Here is a 19,917-nt window from a genome sequence, read left to right as displayed (position 1 = left end):
TAGCGAACTTTATAACCCAGAGTGCAGACACAAAACGGCATCACCAATGATGCTCAACCATTCCCAAAAGTCGATAAAACATTGCAACATACGTACCAACAATCTCCCTACCATCGCTCATCATTGCTACCACATCTCAAAATAAGGGGAATACATAAAAAAAACACCGACCGCTTTCCAACCTAAACATGTGCGACCCTGCCTACACCATATACACTCCAAATAACATGGCACGCGCCTCTGGGCGTAGCACCTACCCCCACAGATCAGCACATACACACCACACACCTATGCTCAGAGAACACCGCCATGTTAACTTTTCCTTATGGCCTGTGGCATTCTCCTAATCACTCACCCCGGCATTGGCCACGCCTTGTTACGTGTGGCTACAGCGTTATTACAACAATTACCCCTCAAAATCGAAGCATTTGAAGTCCCTCTCGATGTTGATCTGGATACATTGCTACCACACGCATCAGCAGCGATGCATCGGGTCAACAACGGAGAAGGAGTGTTAATCATGACCGATCTGTATGGCGCCAGCCCGAGCAACCTCGCACACCGCCTAGCCCAACTAGACACCCCCGTGCGCCGAGTCTCAGCCCTAAGCCTACCGATGCTATTACGTGTGATGAATCACCCAGAACAAAACCTGCAAGACCTGCCTGCCACGGCAGCCGCCGCAACCCGCAATGGAGCAATCATTGACGATGCTTGAACACGAACTAACAGTAACTAACAAACTAGGACTCCACGCGCGAGCCACTGCCAAACTGGTACAAACAATGTCGAAGTTCCAAAGCAACACGACATTGTCGACAAAAGGCCGCGAAGTCAACGCCAAAAGCATCATGGGAGTCATGCTGCTCGCCGCCAGCCAAGGCACCGTGATCCGGGTACGGATCGACGGTGAAGACGAACATACGGCAATGCAAGCACTGAGTGAACTGTTCGAAAACCGCTTCAACGAGGACACATAAAGAGCACAGATAAACATGCCCCACTCCGCTCATCGCCCCACCCCCACACTGCACACACAGATGAATGTGCGCCTCCAGGGCCACGGCGCAGCACGAGGCACTGCACTGGGGCGCGCCTGGGTCCGTCAGATGAACATCATCGAAATCCAGGATAAATACATCACTGACACTAACGCCGAATTACATAGCTTGTACCAAGCCATGAGCGCAGCACGTCAGGAAATACAAGTACTGCGAGAACGCATGCATGGCACCTTGTCCCACGAAGTCGGCGAGTTTCTCGACCTATACACACTGTTGATCGATGACCCTGAGCTACTACGGAGCCTGAACGAACTCATCCTCACTCACAACTACAGTGCCGAATACGCGCTGAAAATACAGCGCGACCGCCTCACCACAGAATTCGAAGCCATGGAAGACCACTACCTGAAAAGTCGCATGGACGACCTGAATCACGTGCTAGGACGCATCCACGCCTTTCTAAAAAAACACTCCCCCGAACCCAAAGATGCTGCAGGTGAAATCCTCATCTGCAACAACATCGCCCCATCCGAATTGGCCCAAGTACAAGCCCAAGGCATTATTGGAATCGTCATCGCGGCTGGCAATACACTCTCGCACAGCGCCATCCTGGCGCATAGCTTGCACCTGCCACTGATCGTTGGTGCAGGAGAGCTGCTGCTACAAAAGATCACCAACGGCGACATGCTGATCATCGATGGCAACAGCGGAGAAATCATTGTCAATCCATCGCCACAGGACCTGCGTCACTACCATAGCCGACTGCGCGAACGCGCCAAAGAACAACGTGAGCTGGAACAACTACGCTCTAAACACAGCCGCACTCGCGACAACGTCGACATTGTCGTACAGGCCAACGCAGAATCACCGGACGATGTCTCCCAAGCATACGCACTGGGCGCGGCCGGTGTGGGCCTGTACCGCACTGAATTCCTGTTTCTGCAACGCAACAAACTGCCGGACGAAGAAGAACAGTTCCAAACATACCGCGACACTGTACTACGTATGAACGGACGCCCAGTCACCATCCGCACATTAGATCTGGGTGCAGATAAAACCGACTGTACCGGCCTGACTCTCAGTAACGAAGAAAACCCAGCAATGGGCCTGCGTGGGATACGCCTGTCGATGGCACACCCCGCAGTGGCCAACACACAATTACGAGCGATCCTGCGCACCTCCACCTATGGGCATGTCCGTATCTTGGTCCCCATGGTTAGCTGCCGAGAAGAGATCATCCTTCTACGCAAGCAGATCAAAGCGCTCAGCATCCAATTGCGCACCGAAGGCCACGACATTGCCGAGCAGGTTCCACTAGGAGCGATGATCGAAGTACCAGCTGCAGCAATCGCACTCAACAGCTTTATCAAAGAAATCGACTTCCTATCGATCGGTACCAACGACCTGGTCCAATACCTATTGGCCGCCGACCGCAACAATGCGGCAATCAGCGAAATATACTCCCCACTCCACCCTGGCGTCCTGGCAGTACTGGCTCAGATCATCGTCACCGCACATACACATGCCACCCCTGTCGCCATCTGCGGTGAAATCGCTGGCGATCCACATTACGTGCCCATGCTTCTGGCATTAGGTCTCACAGAATTCAGCCTTCACCCGGCCACATTACTTGAAGTACGCCGTGCAATCCGCAACAGCGACCTGGGCACATTGAAAACAAGTGTAACCACACTGCTCCGCGCACGCGACCGGAAGAGCATCGAAGAATGGATGGCGGCACACGCCAATACGACACCGACATAATGCCACCATCGCTACCGGACGCTTATCTGGTCATCCTATTGAAAGACAATAATGAAGATTGATTGAATCCAACCGTACCCTTTGGGAACGGTCCATTTTTCCTCTGCCGGAAACCAGGCATGAAACCAACTGCACCTACTATCCAACGCCCTAGATAGCTGTCGTTTAGCACCATTGGACGCTTGATTAACACACTCAGTACAGCGGAGATCGGCAACCTCCTCGAATCACTACCCACAGGGAAACGCGAGACTGTATGGAGCTTAGTTAATCATGAAGACGATGGCAAAGTACTCCTGCACGTTGGTGACGAAGTGCGAGAAAGCCTGCTTGCGACAATGGACATGGAGGAGATCATCGCCGCAGTCGAAGACCTAGATATCGACAACCTAGCCAACTTAGTTGATGACCTGCCAAACACAGTTATCGACCAACGCCATTCAATCAATGGACGGCGAAAGCCGTAAACGCCTTGAACAAGCCATCTCCTATCCTGAGGACAACGTCGGACCCCTGATGAACCCCCGACACAATCACGGTACACGCCAATGTCAATGTCGACATGGTCCTAGGCCAATTGCGCCTGCGTGCCGAACTCCGCGACCACACCGACAACCTGTACGTGGTGAGCCACCACCACCAATACCTAGGCAGAGTTTCACTAGCGACACTCGTCACCCATCAACCCGACACACTGATTAATCGCTTAATTGACAACGAACAACCAGCCATCAACATCAAAGAACACGCTCAAGAAGTCGCACGCCAATTTTCTTACAACGACAGGCTCTCCGCCCCAGTCGTCAACGAAAACAACGCCCTTCTCGGCCATATCACTATCGACAACATCGTCGACATCATCCGTGAACAAGCCGAACACCAAGCCATGAGCGCCGCAGGACTCAGTAATGTAAAAAACATGTTCAGCCCAGCACGACTTACATTCCGACGCCGGCTACTGTGGTTAGGCATCAACCTATGCACTGCATTCATCACCATCAACGTTGTCAGCGAATTTGAATACACCATCAAAAAGTGGTGACACTGACAGCGCTGACGCCAACCGTTGCCAGCATCGGAGGCAATGCGGTCACCCAAGTCCTGGCAGTGATGGTGCGCAGCTTGGCACTCGGCCAGATCAGCATCCTCCAACGTATTTACCACTCCTCAAAAAAGAAATCGCTGCTACCTTCATCAACGGCATCTCCCTGAAATGTAAGCTTGGGCATCATCGTTTTGCTTTAGCTCAAACAACCCATGCTGTCCCTGGTGATCTGCTGAGCACTGACCATCAACTTATGTACCGCAGCATTGGGAGGAGAGTCATCATCACAATGACACTCAAACGCCTAGGCTTCCACCCAGCATTAGCGGGAGGCGTTATTCTCAACTACCCTGACTAATACTAATGTCACCGGCTTTCTAGGCTTAGCAACACTCATCCTGCTACGCTGAACACCAGTACAGCAGCATCACATCGACAACCTCAAAAGAAGCCCCCCAAAGGGGTAGCAATACTCCATCCTTGCACATCAACCCGTAAACACACCGGCCTTTCCTACGCAAAATATCTCCTATGCACCCCAAAAACTTCCAACATCAGCTCAAAACCATCCCACAACCTCCGGAAGAAACCCGGGACTTCGTGTTCAATCACACCATGCTACGGGTCAAAGACATCAACGCTTCTCTGGATTTCTACGCTCGCATACTCGGCTTCCGCCTGATCGACCAACGGGACTTCCCCGAAGCACAATTCAGCCTGTACTTCCTCGCACTGTTACCCCAGACGGTACACATCTCAGACAATGACACCGAACGCCGCCTGTGGATGTCCGGCATCCCCGGAGTCCTTGAATTGACCCACAACTACGGAACCGAAACCCAAGAAGGACAGATCTACCACAACGGCAACAGCGAACCGCGCGGCTTTGGCCACATCTGCATCTCCGTGCCCGATCTGTACAGCGCCTGCGCACGTTTTGACACACTCCAAGTGCCTTATCAAAAACGCCTAACCGATGGCCGTATGAAAAACATCGCCTTCATCAAAGATCCAGACGGCTATTGGGTAGAAATCATCTCCAACACACCGCTGCCATAATCGCAACGTACTCCACCACATACCGACACCATCCGCCGCTCACCCAAAAAATTGCACACAGCACACCATCACTGCTCACGTCCCATGGTCACTTAATCCGCTGCCCCTTGCTCATCCATCAATAACGCTTGCGATTGAAACCACACTGACCAAAATAAGATCAACCCGCCATACCGGATGATGGCAATGTCTCCCGCGACGCCTGATCACCAGACCGTGAAGGCACACCCCAAGCCGACAACAGACGGAAAATCAACGACGGTAACAACGTCGTAAATGCCGCATACAACAGCAACGCCCCAAACAATACCTCCGAGATCGAGAAACGATCACGCAAAATTCCAGCTAATACCAATGTAAAAATTAGTGTCGGTACCAAAGCCAACGACACCCTCAAACTGGAGCGAAAATCCTCACCCTTACCGAACAGCACACGCCGTTGCACCCATATCACCGCAATGCGCAGCGGTAACACCACCATTGTTATCAAAATACCCAACCCCAATGCCTCAAAACTCAGTGCCTGCGGCGACACATTGGTACCGGCCCTGAAGAAATAAAACGGTACGAAAAATGAAGCAAACAAACGCACAGCATTCAAATTTTCCTCAGAAGCCAAATGCGGCATGCGCTGGTGCAACAAACGCGCAATCAAACCAGTAATGAATGCACCCACCAAGTAATAAACACCAATCTTGTACGTTGCGTAAGCAGCGATCATGCCGACCATGACCAGCAGCGAGAACTCCGAGCCTGGCGCTTGCGGCACCACCCAGCGATCCAAAGCAACAAACAACAACGGCAAGCACACAAACAACGCTACCAACACACCGCTGGACAACGCCATTTGCCACGGATCAGATGCCTGCAGAACGAAAAACAACACCGTCAGAGCCAGCAACTCACTGGCAATGGCCTTGTTCACTACCCAGAAACGCTCATGCTCATTCAAGCCTAAACGCCCAATCGAATCAATGATGAAACCAGGCGATGGAGTCAACAGCGCTAACGCCAACAGGCCAGCGACCTGCCACGTCAAACCCACGTAGCGCCACACCAACCAACCCAAACAGAACAACGCAACACTATAGACCAGCAAATGCACCCCCAGCGGCCATAATTCACGCCGCAAGGCCTTCAGATCCACCTCCAACCCAGCAAACAAAAACAACGAAGAAATTCCTAGCGTACTCAGTAAGACAATCACATCATCATGTGGTTTCCCCCCCATCACTAACATCGTGCCAATTCCAAATAACAAACACGTCAGCGGCGCAGGAACCATAAAGCGCTGTAATGCACGCGGAATCACCAACAGGGCAAAAATCAACATCAAATAGATCAATTCACGATTCATCGATAACATCATAATTTTTCAGCATCTAAAATTGGTATCACAGATGAGTCCTCAGCACTGCGCCCTCATTGTGCCATCCATAAAACCTCAATCCCGCATCGGCCTATTCCTGAATAAACCAAGAAAAAAACACTGCATCTCAATCCAGGAAAACAGATTCTAAAGAAAAATATAAGTAACCACAGCACACCCATTTGAAACAATTTATTTATTTATTATTTTCTTATTTACTTCCAGATAAATAAAGCAACTGCCATCTACACTAAATATGCCGATCTAGAACACCATTCCATATGGATAGCACCAAACACATCAGACATAACAACACGTCGAACGCTTACGCATCACGATAAGAAAGTAATCACCCATGTCACGCAACAAAGGCCACGTGGCAATCCGATCATCTAACCACGCCAAAGACTGACCTAAAATCGGATAGCGCTGATACAAACCTACTAAATAAGGAGGCGGCAAGAACACACTCAACGGACGGTAATACTCTAAAGAAAAATAAGCTTCAAACACCCGATAAAACTCACGCGGCAGATAGCGTCGAATCCGAACCATTTGCCCACTCACACGCAACGCCGCGGCACCACACGCAAAACGCATACTCGCCTGCATCAAGCGACCACGTAGCGTGTCCTCATTCATCTCCCACGGGCACATGCGGCCAATCACCGAAAACACCAAACAACCATCGCTACGCAATAGACGCGCACATTCAATAGCGACCGCCGGTAAATCCTCAATATGATTCAAGGATCCAAAATTCGAATAAATACCATCGAATTCACCACGCAATTGATCAATGTGCTGAATCCCAACAGGTACAACCTGCAACCGAGCCTCTAGACCCACCGCCTGCGCACGCTGGTGCGCAGGCGCGACCATCGTAGAAGCGCCATCAATCGCCATCACCCTATAACCGCGTTGTGCAAATGCCTGCGCATCCAACCCGGTACCACACCCCAAATCAATGAGGCGTGCACCCACTGGTAACTCTGCAGCGACGGCCTTCCTCAGCAAAACATGCATGCGCTGAATTAGCACATTGTTGCCGCAGGTGCCATCATCATCGGAGCACACACTGTCAAATGTCGGTTTAACCTGAAACAGCTGTATCGGATCGACCGCATCAGCAATACCGCACGCAATGAAATTTGGAAACGCTGTATCACAGCGCCCACATTCATCCTGTCCATCCAAATTATTCATATTCATCTATACAAGCTCCTCCGAAATGCCCCCCATCTTGGATCACTACGGCAGTACCAACCCAAACATACTTGGTTTAATGGATGACAGACCACCCTAAAAGACAGATTCACTATGACACTAAAACCATCTTAGACCTGCGATGACATTATCTTGCAGACACCAACTGGACCCAACTCATCTCGAAACAACATCCAAATACAGCACAGCTCCACACAACACCTCCTCTGCTTACCTTCTTGGCGACAGAGGGCATCACTCACATTGATTGGATAAATTAATCCAAAGCAGATCACCATCACGTGAAAAAGTACCCCACACTGCAAACTCACAGTACCACCAGAAACCTAGGGTTAAGGGTAAAAACTGCAACAAACACCTTCAAACAAGCGTCTCAACCACATATCAACGATTTGACTCCGATACACATCGCTATCCCTTCACGAAATACCTCTAAATATTTACAAAAGCATGACACGCCATACAGACCATTGTGCTCGACTTTCAACACCAAGTGAAAGCAACAGAACACACTACATCTACTCGTTGCAGATCACTCATTAATCTGCAAAACACCCCGTGAGACAGAGAGTAAAAACACCTAGATTATCTTTAATTCAAATAATAACCCGTTCTAATTTCTAAAACAAAAAATTATTATTAAAAAGGGTCATACTCGCCAGCACTTATAACACCAAAAGTAAAATAAAGAATTCGATCTAACAACATTATTTCCACTGACCCCACTACCATTATTCAACCCATCAATTAAATAACATCTCATTAAATTATTTTTTATTTCAACAACATCACTCACTGAGTCTTTAGAACTAACAATATCTTGGTACGTGAAGTTGATTCCCATCATTTGCGGAATAACCAATCACTATCCAACGGTTGTAAACAAAATTCCTTATCCACCGCAAATAAACCCAGCGCACCCTCCCCCTCCTAGATACAACAACAAAAAATAATATTTGGAATTATTCTTCCAATGCCAATGTAAAATTAGCCAGTAACGTGACTAATAATCTCTTTAAACACACTCCATCTCTCGCTATATCGGATAAACACTAAGCCTTTGCCTACGGATGACCTAGGAAGCCTACACAGCACAATGGATCTGCAAAGCAATCTGACTTGCCCCAGGCTGGGGATTGAGCGCATTCGGCAGCATGCAGGCCAGGGATGCCAATCGAACCAATGCGTCCTCGTCAACACTGAACTAACACACGATTGGTCACCCACAGATGACTGATCACTGCAAACCAGTCTTTCCCTATGACATCAATCCTGGAAACCGCATCGAAACCAGCACAGGAATCAGCGACCGCAACATCGGCACATTTAGATTGGCCGTATTCCATTTCATCACTCATCGAAAAAACACAGACACCTAATGCCCGGGCGCCAACCTAGATCATCCGTGCAACATCATTCTGGCGGTAACTCATTCCAGTGATACCCGCATTGCGGCCTACTACCCCCCAACTTAATCGGTTACAACAGCGCGGCGGGTACATGGTGTAGTACCGCCACCATAGAGGCACCAAAACAACATGATGATTTTTACGAACTCGCCATATAGCCAATGACCCAGACTCAATGGGCATTAAACCCAAGCGCCCTACGATCACCTAGACGCATTGCATTCTTAGAAAGGAATATCGTCATCAGCGAAATCGTCCATCGGCGGCGGTGAAGATTGCGGCGACTGTGACGGCTGACGGGTCTGGCGACGTGGGGCGTAATCCTGACGCTGCGATGTTTGACGCTGTGGGCGCTCACCGCCCCCGCCCATACCGCCACCATCACTACGGCCACCCAACATTTGCATCTCATCAGCAACAATCTCTGTAACATAGCGCTCTTGGCCATCCTGGCCAGTGAACTTGTCATAGCGAATGCTCCCTTCGATATAGCACTGTGATCCCTTACGTAGATATTCCCCGGCAATCTCACCGAGTTTTCCGAAAAACTTGACCCTGTGCCATTCGGTCCGCTCCTGGGTATTGCCATCCTTGTCCTTACGAACACTGGTTGTCGCCAAGCTGATGGTAGTGATCGTCATACCACCTTGGGTGTATTTGATATCCGGATCGTTACCGAGATTACCGACGAGGATGACTTTATTGATACCACGGGCCATTTAATATTCCACTATCTCGTTTGCCAACCCTAAAACGGTCAGGCAAACAGTTCTTAAAGGGTAACGGAGATTCTACACCCCCCTAACAGCATTCGGATATCCAAAAATACATGACAGAGCACCAGTAAAAGCAACAGCTATCTGTCAGAAAAACCCAACGGCAAGCAAATCAGAACAGAAGCGCTTCCACTTTCAGAACGGATCGCGTGGAGACGCCTATAATTCAGACAACACGTACCTTCTGTTCCGCATGAGCATTGCCACCACTCCTCTCCATACCGCCCTAAGCCTTCCCCAGATTCAATCCTTCGCAGCATCAGACATGGCTGCAATCGATACGCTGATCCACGACCGACTGACCTCAGACATCGTGCTGATCAATCAAATTGCCGATCACATCATCTGCTCAGGTGGCAAACGCCTGCGCCCCATGCTAACGATGTTAGCTGGCCACGCCATCGGCCCCACAGGCCCTCATCACCACCAACTGGCTGCCATCATTGAGTTCATCCACACCGCCACACTGCTACATGATGATGTGGTCGACGGATCGGAACTGCGCCGCAGTCGCAGTACCGCAAATGCACTATGGGGCAATGCACCCAGCGTTCTAGTCGGTGATTTTCTATATTCGCGTAGCTTCCAACTGATGACCGAATTAGCCAACCTAGAAGTCATGCAGATATTGGCTGAAACCACCAACCGTATCTCTGAAGGCGAAGTACTGCAATTGTTGCACGTACACAACCCTGATACCGACGAAACTACCTACCTAAGCGTGATCGAGCGCAAAACGGCAATATTGTTTGCTGCCGCAGCACAACTCGGAGCACTCGCATCCCATGCCGATACGCAGACACAGACACGGATGTACGAATATGGAATGCAATTGGGCTATGCATTCCAAATCACCGACGACGTACTCGACTACACCGCCAACAATAGCCAACTGGGCAAAAATCTCGGTGACGATCTCGCCGAAGGCAAAGCCACCTTACCAGTGATCCATGCGATGACACACTCAGACGCAGCCACATGTGAACGTTTGCGCATGATCATCAGCAAAGGCGATAGCGATGCAATGCCAGAAGTGCTGAACGCGATCCGTACAACTGGCAGCTTGGACTACAGTCGGCAACGCGCCAGCGCGTATGCGGCGACCGCCGAACGCGCACTAGACGGCCTGCCCGAAACCGAAGCAGTTGCCGCGTTGCGCGGCTTGGCCCGCTACGCTGTCCAACGAACCTACTGAAGTATCGGCGACTTAAACACCGGAGATTGACATCGCCCAAGAAAGAACCCGATCCATCTCACATTATCTAGATCTAGAGAAACTATTCGATCCGGGCAGATATGTTTCTCGGCATTAGTTTGTCAGTATTAAAAAAACGCAAAATTATTGCCCGTTTGCCTCCTGCGTCTGGTAACAGCTCAAGCAGTGTTTGGCTGAGATGAATCCGATTTCCTTTGTTAATCCAGGCACCTTGCATCACCAAACATAGATGCACTCCACAGATGCGACGACATGTCGCAGCCAACCAACAACAATTTCGACTTCAGATCATAATGTGTACCTTTCTATGGACCGCAGCAAGGCATAGAATTTGTGATGCTGATCTGAGTGTGACCCCACTGCTGCTCATACCGCAGTCTCCCGTGTGACCAATGACAAATCGCACTCAGAGCTGCAATTGATGCTTCCTTGCAACTGGATTGACCAATGATTTCCTCGAAACAAACGAGACAGTTACTCCACCTGGTACTCCTGTTGCCGCTCCTCCTGATACTCACGGGGTGCGACTGGGCCGTTCTGAACCCAAAGGGTCAGATTGGCCAGGAAGAAAAGACACTACTGATTATTTCAGTCGCGCTGATGCTACTGGTTGTCATCCCAGTGATCGTGATGACCGTCGCCTTCGCATGGAAATACCGCGCCTCCAACACCAAAGCGCGCTATGAACCAGAATGGGCCCACTCCACTGCAATCGAAGTCGTGGTGTGGTCAATCCCATGTTTGATCATTCTGGTGTTGGCCATACTGACGTGGCGCTCCTCACACTCACTCGACCCTCACAGACCCCTGAAATCGGATGTTAAACCGATCACCATCGAAGTCGTGGCGATGGATTGGAAGTGGGGGATGATCTACCCAGAACAGGATATGGCCACAGTCAACGAGATCGCGATCCCAATCAACACCCCGGTGAATTTCAAGATTACTTCCGATACCGTGATGAACTCGTTTTTCATCCCGCAACTAGGCTCACAAATTTACGCGATGGCAGGCATGCAAACCAAATTGCATCTCATCGCCAATGAGACAGGAACATTCCGCGGTATCTCGGCCAACTACAGCGGCCATGGCTTCTCCAAAATGAATTTTGTAGTCCATGTGCTCCCCGACCAGGCGGCATTCGACGCCTGGGTCGCCAAAGTCAAAACCTCACCGCTAAAACTACAACAGGATGAATATCAAGCATTGGCAGATGATCGCAACGAAAAAAGTGATTATCCGGTCACCTACTACTCATCGGTAGAGAATGGACTGTTTAAGTCACTGATCGATAAGCACATGATGGGGCATGGCCACCACGCCGACGATCACGACAATCATCATGAGCACCAGTTATCGCTGGAAGATTCGGTGAGCATGTGCACTTCTGGAGGCAAACAATGTTAGGCAAGCTTTCGTGGGATGCAATCCCCTACGACCCAATCGTTTTGACTGCAGTCGGGGGAGGCGGTCTCGCCATCCTAGGGGTCATGATTGCGATCACCTATTTCAAAAAATGGGGGTACTTATGGCGCGAGTGGCTCACTTCGGTCGACCACAAGAAAATCGGTGTGATGTATATCGTGGTAGCGCTGGTGATGTTGTTACGCGGCTTTGCCGACGCAATATTCATGCGCACCCAACTGGCCATCGCACATAGCGGTAACGAAGGCATTTTTCCACCGCACCACTACGACCAGATATTTACCGCCCACGGCGTGATCATGATCTTTTTCATGGCCATGCCACTCATGACAGGCCTACTCAATCTGATCGTACCGCTGCAAATTGGCGCCCGCGACGTCGCCTATCCATTTCTTAACTCCCTCAGCTTCTGGCTGTTTGTGGGCGGCGCGGCACTGATCAACATCTCATTGGCTGTCGGTGAATTTGCACAAACCGGCTGGCTGGCCTACCCGCCACTGTCAGAATTGGAATACAGCCCTGGTGTCGGCGTGGACTACTACCTCTGGGCACTGCAAATTTCTGGGTTAGGTACGTTGCTAACTGGCATTAATTTCCTGGTCACGATAATGAGGATGCGTGCGCCCGGCATGACCCTGATGCGTATGCCGGTCTTTACCTGGACCGCGCTCATCACCAACATCCTGATCATTGCCGCATTCCCTATTTTGACCGTCACACTGGCATTGTTGGGTGCTGACCGCTACCTAGGTACACACTTCTTTACCAACGACGGCGGCGGCAACGCCATGATGTACGTCAATCTGATTTGGATCTGGGGCCACCCTGAGGTCTATATCCTTGCCCTGCCAGCATTCGGCATCTACTCCGAATTGGTCGCGACCTACTGCCGCAAGAAGCTATTTGGGTATACCTCAATGGTCTACGCAACCTCATGCATCGGCGTCCTGTCGTTTATTGTTTGGCTGCACCACTTTTTCACGATGGGCTCTGGTGCAAACGTCAATGCCTTCTTTGGCATCACGACGATGATCATCTCGATTCCAACCGGCGTAAAGATATTTAACTGGCTATTCACCATGTATCGTGGCCGAGTGCATTTCAGCGCCCCGATGTGGTGGACCATCGGTTTCATGATCACCTTCACCATCGGCGGAATGACAGGTGTCATGCTGGCCATCCCCGCAGTCGACTTCGTGTTACATAACAGCCTGTTCTTGATTGCGCATTTCCATAACACCATCATCGGTGCGGCCGTGTTCGGTTATTTAGCCGGCATGACGTATTGGTTCCCGAAAGCATTTGGCTTCAAACTCAACGAAACACTGGGCAAAGCCTCTTTTGCCTGCTGGATCGTCGGTTTCTTCGTCGCGTTTATGCCGTTGTATGCACTCGGCTTCATGGGCATGACCCGTCGTCTAAATAGCTACAACAACCCGCAATGGGAGCCTTGGTTACTGGTTGCAGCTGGCGGTGCCGTGATTATTGGGATCGGTATTTTCTTGAATCTGGTGCAATTTGCTTACAGCCTCTGGACACACAAGCAAAACCGCGACCTGACAGGCGACCCCTGGGACGGACGCACCCTGGAGTGGTCGACCTCCTCACCACCGCCATTCTACAACTTTGCCCACGTCCCTCATGTGGACAGCTTGGACCAATTCTGGGAAGACAAACAGCGTGGCAAAGCCTGGAAAAAACCAGACAAATACGAGGATATCCACATGCCACGCAACACCGCAGCCGGCTTCTGGATCGGCGCCTTCAGCATCGTTCTGGGCTTCGCTCTGACGTGGCATATCTGGTGGATGGCAATACTCGGTCTGGTTGGCATGATCGGTAGCTTCATTGCCCGCAGTTTCGATAACGACATTGATTACTGGGTCCCTGCCGAGGAAGTGGCTCGTATCGAGAACGAACGCTTCGCACTGCTAGAAAAAGGACAAACAGCACTTGCTGCGAAGGCTGTATAACCCCTATGCCCATTTCCACAAAGATAGATATGCATAACAGAGATCACGCACATCACGACACTGGAGACAACACCGTCTTCGGATTTTGGGTTTACCTGATGAGCGACTGTCTCATCTTTGCAGGCCTGTTCGCCACCTATGCAGTCCTGGTCGGTGCGACAGTGGATGGACCAACAGCAAAAGAACTGTTCGATCTCAAGTTCGTGCTGGTAGAAACCTTCCTACTGCTGTTCAGCAGCCTAACCTTCGGCTTTGCCATGATTGCGGCGCACAAACGCCACATACCTGCTCTCTATGGCTGGCTCATGGTGACTGCCCTATTTGGTCTTGGCTTCCTAGGCATGGAACTCTACGAGTTTCACCATCTGATCCAAGAAGGAGCAGGCCCAGGACGCAGCGCGTTTCTATCCGCATTTTTCACCTTAGTCGGTACCCACGGTCTGCATGTCGCCTCAGGCTTACTATGGATGCTGATACTCGTGATCCAGATTGTTAAGAACGGCCTGACCCCACGCAACAGCACCCGCTTGGCCTGTTTAAGCCTCTTCTGGCACTTCCTGGATGTCATCTGGATCGGTGTCTTTACCATCGTCTATCTGCTAGGAGCGCTGTAATGTCTCATCACCCCCATCACTCTAGCGAGCCTACCGCACCCAGCCAAAGCACTCACCTGAAGTCATACCTCATCGGCTTTGTGCTAGCCGTGATATTGACTGCCATTCCATTTGCGATAGTGATGAATCGTAGTTTCTCCAAAGAAACCACCGTAGCCCTGGTTTCAGCGTTGGCAGCGGTGCAAATGCTGGTACATCTTGTGTACTTTCTTCACATGGACCGCTCAAAGGAACAACGCTCCAACGTCCATGTAGCGCTGTTTTCATTGCTGGTCATTGGGATCGTCATCGTCGGTTCACTGTGGGTGATGCATAATCTCAACATCCACATGATGTATTGAAAGCATTACGTAAACATAATTAAATCAATAATTTATGCTAAATACGTTTCCGTAACGTGAATTACGTTAACTAGATTAACTATTTGATTTTATTGATGTTTTTAAATGGTATACGGAAACGATTTTTAGCAGTCAAATTAAGCTGCCGGAAAAGGCGCTGCTCCAGCGCCTCGCGGGTGGAGCGGCCTTAATGGCCCCGCGTCCGGCAGGGTTAATATGCTGGACGCGGTGGGGGTGGTGGTATCAGAGAATGCCGCATTGAGGTATCAGAGAATGCGGAACCGATAGCAGGCCCTTATGTTTTCTGATGATGGGTGCGGGACGGGCGTACGATTTGATCGCGTACTTGCGTGTTGATGGCGGCAGCAACATCTGGATGGTTGTTGGGCCGCTCGGCTTCGATGCTACATCGGTAGCCGTTTTTGTCTAGGCAATGTTGCACACGGGTGACGAGCCAATCACCATTCACTCCTTCCCGCCAGCCGTTGAGTGTCAAGACGGCTTCTGCAGACAGCTCCGCACGCCCTGCCATCTCTAGAGTGAGTTTGGTTTCAGCGCGGGCACGGCGTGAGAGTTCACCCCGAGCGGCGGCGGTAGCAGCAGCGGCATCAGGCAGGTATTGTTTAATGTGGTGAACGGGGTGCCCGTCACCGACGCTGACTTGATGCAGTTCAGCGCGGCGTGCCACGCGGTAGAAGGCAATCACTGTGCCGGGGCTGTCCCGCGTTGCGTAGGTCATTTGCCAGGAGGCAATCTCATCAGGTGTTAAGGTGATGCGAGGCATATCAATGCCTGTGACGCTTTTAGCCTCGCCGCGTTTGGCAAAGATCAGTCGACCTCCGGCAGGTTTAGCAATCGCATCGTAACGCTGTGCTAGCCGTAGCAGGACGTTGATATCTGATTCTTCTGTCTGATCAATGTGGGGTAATGCCACGCCTGTGAGCGACGGGGAGATCGCCCAGGTCATGCCATGTTCGGCAGCCATTGTGGATAGCATGGCACCGAGTGTGGTTCCGGCGGGCCAGGAGCGGGTTTTTTGAGTTTGCAGGTCACTTTTGCCTTTGGGGGTGCCTTCCCAAGGGGCGGCGTGGGCACGCAGGGTCATTGTGGCTGGCCAGCCGGACAATGTGATTTCGCTACACACGAAAACGCCCATTGGGCGTAATTGGCCGTCATACCCTAATGCCAGTTCCAGTTCCGCCCCCATCGGTGGCAGCTTGAGCGGGGCGTTAGGTAGATGGTCAGCCAGAACAACTTCCAAGGTGTCGGCATGGCTTCCGGACTCATCGGAAAGCTGTAGGCTTGCCATGCGTTCGGTGATGAGGGCGGTAATATCGTTGTCGTTGGCGATGAGCCGGTAGCAGGGCGTTACTCCCACAATGTGACTCCTGGAATGGTGCGCGGTGTGGCCACAGGGTCTGGCAAGGTGATCGCGATGCCTTCCGGCAGCACGGGCCCCCATGCGGCTAAGCCGTGGTTTGCTTCATAAATCGCCGAGATGATGGTGGCATCGGTGCGTGCGTAATACTTCCATGCGAGCCAGTCGACGGTGTCACCGTGGCGTGTGAGATAGGTGTGCAGGCTCACGGGGTGGCCTCTACGGCGTGGTCATCGTTGACGCGTTGTAAGGCGAGTGTGAATTCAATGCGCCGTGGTGTGCCGTTGGGGTGATGGTCGCTTTGGCGTTCTTCAATCCGTTCGATGACGTACCAGCCGTGGATGAGGCCATTGCTATCAATGAGCTGTAAGGGTTTGCCTTGGGCGGCCAAGGCGCGTAATTCGTCCAATGAGGCACGTTGGCCTTGCCAATCTGGGTAGGCGATACCGGGCAGTTCGATACTTTCATCGCCTGGGCCGGTGTATTGGCGCGCATCGCGCTGCCCATAGCGTTCGATGGCTGCCCAGCGGTATTCGTTCACGCGGGCGAGTTCTTGGTAGACGAGGCTCGCCAGTGAGAAGGTGTAGCCACCTAGCATCATCAGGACAGGCCGGTTGCCGCTGTTGTTGGTTTGGAATGCGTTTTGAAGGGGTGCGGCGACATCGCTCCAGAGGGTTTGACGGATCATTCTTGACCTCTGACATCGTCGTACAGGGCGCTGCGTGGTTGCCTCTGTGATTGGCTGGATTGTGCGGCAATGCGGCGTGCTAGGGTTTCGCCACGTTCACCCGGTTGTTGGGTAATGTTGTAGGTGGCATAGCTACGGTAATCGGCGTTATTTGTCCTATGCTGCTGCGCCAATGGCGGCATGCGCACCGTTGCTGTGGGGGCTGCGCCTGCACCTGCGGTAGTCATGGTGTGTTGGGTCAGGCTGTCGCCGATGCCTAACCATTGTTTCATTGTGGTGAACTTTTCGGTGGCCCAATTCCATAGTGATTTGAGCTTGTCGAAGAAGGAGGTGGCAATGGTGCCGATGCCATCAAACATCGTTTTGAATCCGTTTTTCACGCGGTCGAAGTTGCCGGTAAAGAGGCCTGTAATCACTCCCCAGGCACCGCTGAAAATCGTTTTAACCCCTTCCCATAGGGCACTCATGAACGGTTTGATGGTGTTCCAGTGTTGGATGATCAGCAACGCGCCTGAAGCAATGGCGGTGACGGCCAATCCCACCGGATTCATGAGCAAGAGGCGACCCAACCACAATGCGGCACGGCCAGCCACCATGAAAGCGGCGGGGACGACGCGGCCTAACACACGCCCCACGGCCAGCGCCGCAGTGCGTACTTGGGCCATAGAAGCCAAGGTGCCCACAGCCCGCCACGAGGCGATCAGGCGTAGTCCGAGCAACAGGGGATACTGAAGGGCGGCAAAGGCAAAGCGCAGGGCGATGACGGCGACTCTAACACCGGCCAGCGCCAGGGCGGTTCCCAGCACCGCTTTCACTACGCCAGGATGTTTTTGTGTCCATGCTGCAAATCGCTCAATGACCGGAGCCGAGGACGCTAACAGGTCGTTGATAGCAGGCAGTAAGGCGTTACCAATGGCTACGGAAAGCTCGGTGAGGCGATTTTTTGTCTGTTGCCATTGCCCTGCTGTGGAGTCCTGCCAAGATTTGAATTCCCGCGACATGCTGCCTTTGGCGGCTTCTCCGTTGGCCAGCGCCAGTTGGCGGCGGTATTCATCAACGCCGTTCGCAAGCTTGGCGATGGCCCCGCCCCAGTCTTTGCCGAACAGGCGTGTGACGGCCTCCATTTGCTGTTCGACTGGGAGTTTTTTAATGCGTGTGAGGACGTCCAGAATCATGGACTGGGGATCGGTGACCATGCCTTTTTGGAGTTGGTCAGCGGTCATGCCCAACATCCCCACGCCGATCTGGAAGCGTTTGGGGTTCATTTTGGCAATTTGTAATTGCCGCAGCATTCCAGAGGCGGCGGTATCAGCGCGTTCGGCAGATTCACCCAAGGTGAGGAAGGTGGACGCCAGGGCGGCGGCATTTTTGGCCGATAAGCCCATGGTGGAGGCTGCTCCGGCCAGGTCGCCCTGCATCACTTTGATGATGTCACCCCCTTTAGAGATGGCGTTGTCATCCAGGTAGTTGATGGCGTCGCCCAAACGCTCAATGTCGCTGATCGGGATTTTGAAAATACCAGCGATTTTTCCCATGTTGTCGGCCAATTCACCGGCAGGCATCTCAAAGGCGGTGGCCGCCATGGCCGAGACGCGGGTAAATTCGATCAGCGTTTTTCTTGCCTGTTCTGGGTTCATGCCTTCGGCAATGCCCATACGGGCACCGGCGGTCACCATGTCGGCCAGTTGGTTGGTGGCTATGGGATCGTACGCGCGAGCTGCTGGATGGCGTTGCCCATGTCGTAATACACGGAGGTCAACTTGCCGGTATTGTCGCGTGCGCCATCGACTTGCTTGGCAATGCCAAGCATGGCGGTTTCAAACTCAACCGCTGCCTTGATGGGGAAAAACGCGGCGGCAGAGACGGCCCCCAAGGCCCCTACGGCCCCCCCGAGCTGTCCGCGCATCTGTGAAAGGCGGGCGCGGTGTCCTTCAAGGGCCGATTGTGCTTGGTTGAGTCGCTGTTGCGCGGCGCGGGTGCGTTCTAATTGTCTGGTTAATGCGTCATACCGGGTGCGCAGCCCGTCAATATTACGACCCATGCGCCCAAAGGTTTGAATGCCTTGCCCGAGCAGACGTTGCTGCCGCGAGAGTGTGGTGACCGCCGCACCAATACGTTGTACGTTGCGCTGTGTGGACCCGAAGGCGCTTTTCAATGTGCTGGACAGGTGCCCAGCAATGATGAGGCTTGCGTGGAATTGTTTTTTACTCGCCATCGCGCGGTAATCCGTCGATCCAGAATAGGAATTCACGCATTGGGAGCGCGAGAATGTCCACGCGTGACCATCCTGTATGTGAGGCTAAGGCTAGAACGCCTTGGCGGAGTTCTTCCAGCGTTAGCCTCACTCGATAAAAATCAAAAAGGCCTCCTGTAGCCGTTTGTAGTTACGCAGGCTGAAGGTTTCTAAGGCTTCGGGGGACACTTCAAGAAGGTTGGAAAAGATGCGCAATTCGCGTTCGCCTTCGTTGCCTGGGAGTGCAAAGGAGCGTTTCATATCCCCTGCGGTCGGTTCGCGCATCCATAGTTCATTGACGGTGGTGCCATTGATGCTGACGGGTGAGGCTAAGGTGATGCGTACGCCGCCTTCTGCTTCGCGGATGTACGGTTTATCAGTGGTCGGTCCGGTCAT

General features: G+C 52.0%; 17 protein-coding genes and 2 pseudogenes. 10 read left to right on the top strand and 9 right to left on the bottom strand.

The features are described 5' to 3' along the window. Positions 1 to 325: 325 nt before the first annotated feature. The 5 genes and pseudogenes from F7G16_RS06875 (at position 326) to gloA (ending at position 4,872) form a co-directional block, all read left to right on the top strand. Positions 326 to 718: a PTS sugar transporter subunit IIA gene (locus tag F7G16_RS06875; RefSeq protein ID WP_004083781.1), complete on the top strand. Its 393-nt coding sequence runs from the start codon at positions 326 to 328 to the stop codon at positions 716 to 718. Further along, positions 711 to 980 carry an HPr family phosphocarrier protein gene (locus F7G16_RS06870; protein WP_004089222.1) on the top strand — a complete coding sequence of 90 codons (270 nt, stop codon included), beginning with the start codon at positions 711 to 713 and terminating at the stop codon, positions 978 to 980. Before F7G16_RS06875 ends, F7G16_RS06870 begins: the two co-directional genes overlap by 8 nt. A 15-nt stretch (positions 981 to 995) precedes the next feature. Further along, positions 996 to 2,768, top strand: a complete 1,773-nt coding sequence (gene ptsP / locus F7G16_RS06865; RefSeq protein WP_004089223.1) for a phosphoenolpyruvate--protein phosphotransferase — start codon at positions 996 to 998, stop codon at positions 2,766 to 2,768. Between the two features lie 129 nt (positions 2,769 to 2,897). Then, positions 2,898 to 4,223 (top strand): annotated as a pseudogene (locus F7G16_RS06860) (magnesium transporter). A gap of 121 nt (positions 4,224 to 4,344) precedes the next feature. After that, entirely contained in the window at positions 4,345 to 4,872 is a 528-nt protein-coding gene (gene gloA / locus F7G16_RS06855; RefSeq protein ID WP_004089226.1) for a lactoylglutathione lyase, read from the top strand. Between the two features lie 160 nt (positions 4,873 to 5,032). Here gloA and F7G16_RS06850 read toward each other — a convergent pair whose 3' ends face one another. The 4 genes from F7G16_RS06850 to F7G16_RS06835 form a co-directional block, all read right to left on the bottom strand. Continuing rightward, positions 5,033 to 6,241, bottom strand: a complete 1,209-nt coding sequence (locus tag F7G16_RS06850) for a cation:proton antiporter (RefSeq protein ID WP_004089227.1) — start codon at positions 6,239 to 6,241, stop codon at positions 5,033 to 5,035. A gap of 300 nt (positions 6,242 to 6,541) precedes the next feature. After that, positions 6,542 to 7,453 carry a class I SAM-dependent methyltransferase gene (locus F7G16_RS06845; RefSeq protein ID WP_004089229.1) on the bottom strand — a complete coding sequence of 304 codons (912 nt, stop codon included), beginning with the start codon at positions 7,451 to 7,453 and terminating at the stop codon, positions 6,542 to 6,544. A 1,208-nt stretch (positions 7,454 to 8,661) separates the two neighbouring features. Further along, entirely contained in the window at positions 8,662 to 8,826 is a 165-nt protein-coding gene (locus tag F7G16_RS06840) for a hypothetical protein (RefSeq protein WP_014607674.1), read from the bottom strand. Positions 8,827 to 9,101: 275 nt separating this feature from the next. Further along, positions 9,102 to 9,596, bottom strand: coding sequence for a single-stranded DNA-binding protein (locus F7G16_RS06835; RefSeq protein ID WP_004089231.1), 495 nt, complete (start codon positions 9,594 to 9,596; stop codon positions 9,102 to 9,104). 250 nt (positions 9,597 to 9,846) lie between these two features. Between F7G16_RS06835 and F7G16_RS06830 the strand changes: the two genes are divergently transcribed. From F7G16_RS06830 to cyoD, 5 genes are all read left to right on the top strand, one after another. Next, positions 9,847 to 10,848, top strand: a complete 1,002-nt coding sequence (locus tag F7G16_RS06830; RefSeq protein WP_004083792.1) for a polyprenyl synthetase family protein — start codon at positions 9,847 to 9,849, stop codon at positions 10,846 to 10,848. A 468-nt stretch (positions 10,849 to 11,316) separates the two neighbouring features. Continuing rightward, positions 11,317 to 12,276 (top strand): ubiquinol oxidase subunit II, encoded by a 960-nt coding sequence (gene cyoA / locus F7G16_RS06825; RefSeq protein ID WP_011097726.1) that lies wholly within the window; start codon positions 11,317 to 11,319, stop codon positions 12,274 to 12,276. Next, positions 12,270 to 14,267, top strand: a complete 1,998-nt coding sequence (gene cyoB / locus F7G16_RS06820) for a cytochrome o ubiquinol oxidase subunit I (protein WP_004083794.1) — start codon at positions 12,270 to 12,272, stop codon at positions 14,265 to 14,267. The genes cyoA and cyoB overlap by 7 nt, the downstream gene beginning before the upstream one ends. A gap of 5 nt (positions 14,268 to 14,272) precedes the next feature. Further along, a complete protein-coding gene (gene cyoC / locus F7G16_RS06815; RefSeq protein ID WP_004089235.1) occupies positions 14,273 to 14,881 on the top strand; it encodes a cytochrome o ubiquinol oxidase subunit III in 609 nt (202 codons plus the stop codon). Continuing rightward, a complete protein-coding gene (gene cyoD / locus F7G16_RS06810) occupies positions 14,881 to 15,222 on the top strand; it encodes a cytochrome o ubiquinol oxidase subunit IV (protein ID WP_004089237.1) in 342 nt (113 codons plus the stop codon). Before cyoC ends, cyoD begins: the two co-directional genes overlap by 1 nt. Before the next feature lie 295 nt (positions 15,223 to 15,517). Here cyoD and F7G16_RS06805 read toward each other — a convergent pair whose 3' ends face one another. The 5 genes and pseudogenes from F7G16_RS06805 to F7G16_RS06785 all read right to left on the bottom strand — a co-directional run bounded on the left by F7G16_RS06805 (position 15,518) and on the right by F7G16_RS06785 (position 19,917). After that, entirely contained in the window at positions 15,518 to 16,600 is a 1,083-nt protein-coding gene (locus F7G16_RS06805; RefSeq protein ID WP_038233030.1) for a phage late control D family protein, read from the bottom strand. Next, positions 16,591 to 16,809 (bottom strand): tail protein X, encoded by a 219-nt coding sequence (locus F7G16_RS06800; RefSeq protein WP_004088371.1) that lies wholly within the window; start codon positions 16,807 to 16,809, stop codon positions 16,591 to 16,593. The genes F7G16_RS06805 and F7G16_RS06800 overlap by 10 nt, the downstream gene beginning before the upstream one ends. After that, positions 16,806 to 17,288, bottom strand: a complete 483-nt coding sequence (locus tag F7G16_RS06795) for a phage tail protein (RefSeq protein ID WP_011097928.1) — start codon at positions 17,286 to 17,288, stop codon at positions 16,806 to 16,808. Before F7G16_RS06795 ends, F7G16_RS06800 begins: the two co-directional genes overlap by 4 nt. Continuing rightward, a pseudogene (locus tag F7G16_RS06790) lies at positions 17,285 to 19,503 on the bottom strand (phage tail tape measure protein). The gene F7G16_RS06795 and the pseudogene F7G16_RS06790 overlap by 4 nt, the downstream one beginning before the upstream one ends. Before the next feature lie 126 nt (positions 19,504 to 19,629). Beyond that, a complete protein-coding gene (locus F7G16_RS06785; RefSeq protein WP_011097930.1) occupies positions 19,630 to 19,917 on the bottom strand; it encodes a phage tail assembly protein in 288 nt (95 codons plus the stop codon).

The sequence above is a fragment of the Xylella fastidiosa genome, assembly GCF_011801475.1.
Taxonomy (GTDB): domain Bacteria; phylum Pseudomonadota; class Gammaproteobacteria; order Xanthomonadales; family Xanthomonadaceae; genus Xylella; species Xylella fastidiosa.
Note: the sequence above shows the minus strand (reverse complement) of the source record. Positions and strands in the feature narration are given on the sequence as shown.